General features: G+C 72.3%; 6 protein-coding genes. 3 read left to right on the forward strand and 3 right to left on the reverse strand.

All coding sequences use genetic code 11. The features are described from left to right. From E2C05_RS29285 to E2C05_RS29295, 3 genes are all read left to right on the forward strand, one after another. On the forward strand, nucleotides 1–165 hold a 165-nt coding region (locus E2C05_RS29285), incomplete at its 5' end, for a flagellar biosynthetic protein FliO (protein WP_192912540.1). Then, nucleotides 162–899 carry a flagellar type III secretion system pore protein FliP gene (gene fliP / locus E2C05_RS29290; RefSeq protein WP_133223152.1) on the forward strand — a complete coding sequence of 246 codons (738 nt, stop codon included), beginning with the start codon at nucleotides 162–164 and terminating at the stop codon, nucleotides 897–899. The genes E2C05_RS29285 and fliP, both read left to right, overlap by 4 nt. A 165-nt stretch (nucleotides 900–1,064) precedes the next feature. Beyond that, nucleotides 1,065–2,459 carry a hypothetical protein gene (locus tag E2C05_RS29295; RefSeq protein ID WP_133223153.1) on the forward strand — a complete coding sequence of 465 codons (1,395 nt, stop codon included), beginning with the start codon at nucleotides 1,065–1,067 and terminating at the stop codon, nucleotides 2,457–2,459. A gap of 71 nt (nucleotides 2,460–2,530) precedes the next feature. Here E2C05_RS29295 and speE read toward each other — a convergent pair whose 3' ends face one another. The 3 genes from speE to E2C05_RS33570 form a co-directional block, all read right to left on the reverse strand. Next, on the reverse strand, nucleotides 2,531–3,397 hold the full coding sequence (gene speE / locus E2C05_RS29300) for a polyamine aminopropyltransferase (RefSeq protein WP_133223154.1): 867 nt from the start codon (nucleotides 3,395–3,397) through the stop codon (nucleotides 2,531–2,533). Nucleotides 3,398–3,472: 75 nt separating this feature from the next. Then, on the reverse strand, nucleotides 3,473–3,928 hold the full coding sequence (gene speD, locus E2C05_RS29305; RefSeq protein WP_133223155.1) for an adenosylmethionine decarboxylase: 456 nt from the start codon (nucleotides 3,926–3,928) through the stop codon (nucleotides 3,473–3,475). Nucleotides 3,929–4,084: 156 nt separating this feature from the next. Beyond that, nucleotides 4,085–4,320, reverse strand: a 236-nt coding sequence (locus tag E2C05_RS33570; RefSeq protein ID WP_158292456.1) for a hypothetical protein, incomplete at its 5' end; no start/stop codon positions are given.

Genomic DNA, 4,320 nt, shown 5'->3' on the forward strand with positions numbered 1-4,320 from the left:
GGCGGCCCGGGCGCCCCCGGCCGCCGCCTGGCGGTCGCCGAGGCCCTCGCCCTCGACCCGCGCCGGCGGCTGCTGCTGGTCCGCTGCGACGACCGCGAATTGCTGCTGCTGACCGGCGGCGGGCAGGATGCGGTGATCGGCTGGCTGCCGGGGAAGACGCCATGAAGGCGGCCCTCGCGCTGCTCGCGCTGCTGCTCCTCGTTGGCCCGGCGGCGGCGCAGAGCGTCAACATCGACCTCGGCGCCGCCGGCACGCCCGGCGCCACCTCCCGCATCGTGCTGCTGACGGCGCTGGTCGGGCTGCTCTCCCTCGCCCCCTCCCTGCTGGTGATGGCCACCGCCTTCACCCGCATCGTCATCGTCCTGGCCCTGCTGCGCACCGCCATCGGCGCCCAGGGCGTGCCGCCGAACCCGGCGCTGATCGGCCTCGCCCTCTTCCTCACCTTCTTCGTCATGCAGCCGGTCTTCGAGCAGAGCTGGCAGGCCGGGCTGCAGCCGCTGATGGAGGGCAAGGTGGGGGAGCTGGAAGGCCTGGCCGCCGCCGCCGAGCCCTTCCGCCGCTTCATGGCGGCGCATGTCGGCGATGCCGACCTCGCGCTCTTCCTCGACCTTGCCCGGCTGCCGCAGGTGCCGGAGGGGGCGCCGGCCGAGCAGATCCCCTGGCGCGCCCTGCTGCCCGCCTTCCTGGTCAGCGAGATGAAGCGCGCCTTCGAGATCGGCTTCCTGCTCTTCCTGCCCTTCCTCGTGCTCGACATGGTCGTCGCCAGCCTGCTCATGTCGCTCGGCATGATGATGCTGCCGCCGAACGTGGTGGCGCTGCCCTTCAAGCTGATCTTCTTCGTGCTGGTGGATGGCTGGCGGCTGGTCGCGGGCGGGCTGGTGCAGGGCTTCGGCGGCTAGGGCGGATCGCCACAGGGCGCGGCCGCCGGCAGCCGGTCGGCGTCCGGCCCAGCCTGCTATCCGCCGCCTGGGCACCAGGGACAGGGTGCACGCGGCGTGCCCGGGCGCATTGCGGTGCCCGCGCCGGCCCCGCATTGTTCCGGGAATGGAACCCGGTGGTCCGCCATGCCGTCCTGCCCATGCCCCCCGCTCGCGCTGCTGCTCGGCCTGCTCGCCCTGCTCCCCTGGGGCGGTGCCCGGGCGCAGGCGACGGAGAAACCGCGCGCCGCCTGCGTTGCGGAACGGGGCAGCCTGGGCGCGCCCGGCCTGATCGGCATCACCGCCGACTGGGTGGGCCCGGCCGGGCAGCGCTTCCGCCCGCCGGTGGAGATCGCCACCACGCGCCTCACCCCCTCCGCCGGCAGCGGACGATCGGTGGAGCTGTTGCTGTCGGCGCCGCCGGTCGGGATGCTGCAGGCCGGAGAATGGCAGACCGCCACCTTCCTGGCGGCCGCCCGCCTGACCACGGATGCCGGCGTGACCCGCGGCCTGCGCGCCCTGGTCGTCGCCCGCCGCGGGGAGGCCGATCAGCCGGAGATGCTGCTGCGGGTGCAGGTGCCGGTGAACACCTCCCTCCTCGCCGAGACCTGGCTGATCGCGGTGGCCGCCTGCAGCGCGACCACGGCGGAGCTGCTGGGCTATGCCATCGCCGACCTGGAGGTGCAGCCGGCCTATCTACCCGGACTTTTCGCCGTGCTGGTCACGCTCGGCGTCTACCTCATCGCCGTCGCGGCGGTCTGGCGCTGCAATGCCCGAACGCTGCAGGCCGCCTGGATGCGGCAGCGCTGGCTGCCCGGCCAGGGCGCGGGCTGGCGATGGGCCTGGAAGGCGCTGGTCGCGGCCAACCCGGTTTTCGTCAGCCAGGACGCGACCGGCTTCGGCAGCCTGGCACGGCTGCAGATCCTGCTGTTCTCCCTGGCCGCGGGCTTCGTCAGCCTGCACATCTTCTTCGCCAACGGCGTCATCGGCGCCCTGTCGAACGACGTGCTCTGGCTGCTCGGCATCGCCGTCGGTAGCGGCACCCTGGCCCGCTTCGTCCCGACCAATGCCGGGCTGAAGCCCGGCAACCGGCTCTGGCTGCGGCAGCGCCAGGCGCTGGCGGAGTGGGAGGACCGCATGCCGCAGCTGCGCGACATCGTCTCGGCCGATGGCGAGATCGACGTGGCGCGGGTGCAGGCGGTGATCTTCAGCGCGGTCACGCTGCTGGCGCTGCTGGTCAATGGCCTGGGCGACCTGTCGAACTTCAAGGTGCCGAGCGAGGTGCAGTACCTGCTCGGCCTCAGCCAGGTCGCCTACATCGCCGGCAAGGCGATTCCGGCCGAGTCGATCCGCGCGCTCGACCAGGCGATCGACGCGCTGCGCGCCGCCGATGCGGTCGCGCAGGCGACGGCCGACCCCCAGGCGCGGAGCAGCTTCGAGCAGGCGCGCGGCGCCGCGTCCCAGGCGCTGGCCGACGTCTTCGGCGAGCGCTTCCGCAAGACGGCCTTCGACGCCATGCAGCCGGGGCGGGAGGCGGCTTGAGGCCGGCAGGGCCGGCGCCGCCCGGCGCCTGACTGCGCCCGGGGACCGGCGAGGCGCCGCGCCCGGCGGCGTCAGCCCCGCGGCAGGTGGTCCGCGATGTAGGGCGGCAGCTGGAAGGCGCCCAGATGGATCTCCGGCGTCCAGTAGCGCGTGGCGCCGAGGATGCCGGCGGCTTCGGCGCGGCGGCGGATCTCCTCCACCGGCACGGCGCGCAGCGTCGCGTCCTTCGCCGCCCAGCCCAGCGTCATGAATCCGCCGACATAGGTCGGCACCGCGGCGACATAGGCCCACACATCGGGGAAGGCGCGGCCGCGGCGGACCGAGGTCTCGCGCAGCTCATCCGCCTGCATGAAGGGCACGCCGCACTGGTTCACCACCAGCCCGCGCCCGGTCAGCAGCCGGGCGCAATTGGCGTAGAACGCGTCCGTGAACAGCACCTCGCCGACGCCGATCGGGTCGGTGCTGTCGACGATCACCACGTCGAAGGACGCGGCTGGCGCCTGCTTCACGTAGTCGATGCCGTCGCCGACGATGACCTCGGCGCGCGGATCGGTCCAGGCATCGCCGGCGATGCCCGGCAGGTGTTCCTTCGCCAGCCGGATCACCTCGCCGTCGATCTCGACCATCACCGCGCGCTCGACGCCGCGGTGCTGCAGCACCCGCCGCAGCACCCCGCCATCGCCGGCGCCGATGATCAGGACGCGCTTCGCAGCGCCATGCGCCAGCAGCGGCACATGCGCCAGCATCTCCTGATAGACGAACTCGTCCGCTTCCGTGATCTGCACCACGCCGTCGAGCAGCATGACGCGGCCATGCGTCCCGCTCTCGAACACCATGATGTCCTGGAAGTCGGACTTCACCCGCGCCAGCTCCCGCACCACCCGGAAGCGCTGGCCCCAGGCGGCGTAGAGCGTCTCGTTCACCCAGGAATCGGTCATCGCCGTCCCACCCTCAATGCAACCGGGGCGGGACCTTGCGGCCCCGCCCCGGCGCCCGCATGCAACGGATTCGCGTCAGCCGACGAGGCCGCGCTTGTGCTCGGCAAGCTGGACGCGCCCGGGCTGGAAGCCCTTCTTCAGCACCGGGATGGCGAGGTACGGGTTGCATTCGCCGCAGACGAAGATGTCGAGCGCGGCATAGTCCCGCTCCGGCCAGGTGTGGATGGAGACATGGCTCTCCGCCAGCACCAGGACGCCGGAGACGCCGCTGTTCGGGCCGAAATGATGGAAATGCCCGTGCAGGATCGTGGCGCCGGTGGCGACCGCGGCCTGCCGCAGCACCTCATCGATGTGCTCGGGGTCCGCGAGGTTGGTCGCGTCCCACAGGTCGATGATCAGATGCGTGCCGGCGAATTTCACGCCGTCGCGGCTGACGAAGTAGTCCTTGGCCTCGCTCACCGAGGTTGCAGAATTCTGGGCGTCGCTCGGGAGCTGCTCCGAGACCATCCCCAGTTGGAGTAGAGCGTCCATATCGGGCCCCTGTTCCCACCAGTAGATGACCGGGTTGATCGAGGTCGATCAGGTCAACGGCGGCGGCATATGGGGCAAGGGGTCCGGGGGCGCAAGCCATTTTGTGCGCCGCCCGGCCGAAATTATTGCCGCACTCCCCCGTGTATAGCGCAAGACTCAGCGCGTGACGGACGCCGAGGTCCGCAATGCCTCCAGCCTTGTCGGCAGCGTCCGGAAAAGCTGCAGCTCCTGCTGCAGCCGCGGCAGGTCGGCGAGGCCGCGCAGCGGATCGGCGGTCAGCGCGCGGAACGCCTCGGCCAGCGCGCCGTCGCCCATGCGCGGCGCCGCGGCCTGCCGCAGCGCCGCCAGCCCCGGCTCGTCGCCGGCCAGCGCCAGCAGCGCCGCCTGCCGCA

Source organism: Paracraurococcus ruber, assembly GCF_004353985.1.
Taxonomy (GTDB): Bacteria; Pseudomonadota; Alphaproteobacteria; order Acetobacterales; family Acetobacteraceae; genus Paracraurococcus; species Paracraurococcus ruber.

Bases quoted from the DNA above. Each gene is read 5' to 3' on its own strand.
- fliP (WP_133223152.1), top strand. From the start codon at position 162: ATGAAGGCGGCCCTCGCGCTGCTCGCGCTGCTGCTCCTCGTTGGCCCG.
- E2C05_RS29295 (WP_133223153.1), top strand. From the start codon at position 1,065: ATGCCGTCCTGCCCATGCCCCCCGCTCGCGCTGCTGCTCGGCCTGCTC.
- speE (WP_133223154.1), bottom strand. From the start codon at position 3,397: ATGACCGATTCCTGGGTGAACGAGACGCTCTACGCCGCCTGGGGCCAG.
- speD (WP_133223155.1), bottom strand. From the start codon at position 3,928: ATGGACGCTCTACTCCAACTGGGGATGGTCTCGGAGCAGCTCCCGAGC.